This is a genomic window from Rhodoferax sp. RT5P35 (assembly GCF_056521385.1).
Genome location: NZ_JBWMAX010000069.1, coordinates 1 through 1725 on the forward strand (window position 1 = coordinate 1; position 1725 = coordinate 1725).

Annotated in this window: 5 protein-coding genes; 2 read left to right on the forward strand and 3 right to left on the reverse strand. The window is 64.1% G+C overall.

Going from position 1 to position 1725, the window contains the following annotated elements; genetic code table 11:
* Together AC097L_RS23635 and AC097L_RS23640 are read left to right on the forward strand one after the other, a co-directional pair.
* A partial coding sequence (locus AC097L_RS23635; protein WP_479589180.1) for a fatty acid desaturase occupies positions 1–303 on the forward strand: 303 nt, incomplete at its 5' end.
* A complete protein-coding gene (locus AC097L_RS23640; RefSeq protein WP_479589181.1) occupies positions 303–665 on the forward strand; it encodes a transposase in 363 nt (120 codons plus the stop codon). The genes AC097L_RS23635 and AC097L_RS23640, both read left to right, overlap by 1 nt.
* A 58-nt stretch (positions 666–723) precedes the next feature.
* Here AC097L_RS23640 and AC097L_RS23645 read toward each other — a convergent pair whose 3' ends face one another.
* The 3 genes from AC097L_RS23645 to AC097L_RS23655 all read right to left on the reverse strand — a co-directional run.
* Positions 724–1143 (reverse strand): PIN domain-containing protein, encoded by a 420-nt coding sequence (locus AC097L_RS23645; RefSeq protein WP_479589184.1) that lies wholly within the window; start codon positions 1141–1143, stop codon positions 724–726.
* Complete coding sequence (locus tag AC097L_RS23650) at positions 1140–1400, reverse strand: type II toxin-antitoxin system Phd/YefM family antitoxin (protein WP_479589182.1); 261 nt, start codon at positions 1398–1400, stop codon at positions 1140–1142. Before AC097L_RS23650 ends, AC097L_RS23645 begins: the two co-directional genes overlap by 4 nt.
* A 46-nt stretch (positions 1401–1446) precedes the next feature.
* Positions 1447–1725: tetratricopeptide repeat protein (locus AC097L_RS23655; RefSeq protein WP_479589183.1), on the reverse strand; the 279-nt coding region annotated here is incomplete at its 5' end.

Below are 1725 nucleotides of genomic sequence, written 5' to 3' on the forward strand. Positions count from 1 at the left end.
AACGCCACCCAGCACACCGGCCTGGCCGAAGACGTTTACGACCACCGCCTGAACACCCGCACCTTTGTGACCAACCCGGTGTTCCAGTGGCTGTACTGCAATATGAACTTCCACATCGAACACCACAGCCTGCCCATGGTGCCCTGGCACCAGTTGCCTAAGCTGCACGAGGCCATCAAGGCCCAGTGCCCGCCGGTCTACCCCAGCGTGTGGGCCGCCTGGGCCGAGATCCTGCCCGCCCTGCAGCGCCAGGCCGTGGATGCCAGCTTCCAGGTCAGTCGGCCTGTGCCCGGAGCCGTGTAATGGCCACGCCCGGCCCCCAAAAAATCCACCGCTACGGCAGCGCGTTCAAGCTGCGGGCGGTGCAGATGAGCCAGCAAAGCGGCGTGCGCATCAAGGACGTGGCGGCCACGCTGGGGATCCACCCCTTCATGCTGTCCAAATGGCGCAAGCAGGTGCGCGACGGCGAACTGGTCGGCCTGCCCGCCCCGGTAGATACGCAAGCGGTGGTGGAGCTACAGCGCCTGTGCGCCATGGAGCAGCAGTTCAAACGCCTGCAGCAGGAGCACGAACTGCTAAAAAAAGCCATCCGGTTTGCTTTCGATCCAAAGCCGAAGTCTTCCGCTTTATCGGGGCAAACCGGGACACCCATTCTGTGCAGCTGATGTGCCAGTACTACCAGGTGACGCGGGCGGGGTATTACGCTTGGTGCAAGCGGGGGGCCTAAGCAAGGCTCCAGGGCTTGAAAACCCGTACGCCCGTGGGCGCAAAGTCGGCCACGTTGCGGGTGGCCACGGCCATACCGTGGACCAGGGCGGTGGCGGCGATCAGCGCATCGCGCTCGGCACGCGGATCGGGCACATGCAGACCGGCGCAGCGCAGGGCTACCGGCGTGTCTACCGTGAGGATGCGACCCTCAAACCGGGGCAGCACCGCCTCCACCAGCCATGCGCGCAAGACTGCGCCCTGGGCGGCATCGCGGCGTTCCATCAACAAAGTGCCCAGCTCCAATTCCAGCACCGTGATCGCGGACAGATAGAAGTGGGCCAGCGGCGTGGCCTCCGCCCATGCCAGCACCTGCGGATTCGCCTTGTCGGGGCGACGCAGTTCCGAGACGACGTTGGTGTCCAGTACAAACATCAGGACAGGTCTGCGGCGCGGTACAGGCCACCAGCGCGGGGCGGCTCAAAGTCGAAATCAGGCACCGCAGACGGCGGCTGGGCCAGCGCCTCGGCCAGGGTGACCTGCGCGCCCGTCAACCGGCGGTAGTCCTCCATGCTGAGCAGCACATGCGCGGGCCGCCCCCGGTCGGTGATGAACACCGGGCCGGTGCGCGTGCACTTCTTGGCGCGGCTGGCATCCTGGTTGAATTCGCGGCTGGTGAGGGTGGTAACAGTCATGGCAACACCTCAAAATAAAAATGATGTGATGTTACTACATTGCTGATTAATTCAGCATCATGCTCAGCCGCCGACGGTACGTGGCCACCAGCAGCGCCTGCGGGTCTTGCTCGGTGACCGACTTGCCGGAGATTTCAATGCCACCTGCGGTTTTGTTGCCTGCATCGGCGCTGGCCTTGGGCTTGGGCGGGGTGAGCAGCTCCAGGATGGCGATGAAGACTTTGCGGGGGGCTTCGTCGTTCCACTTTTTGTCGCGCATGATGATTTCCAGCAGCTCGTCCATGGCGGCAGTCCATTCGCCCAGGGCCATCAGGATGCGGCCTTT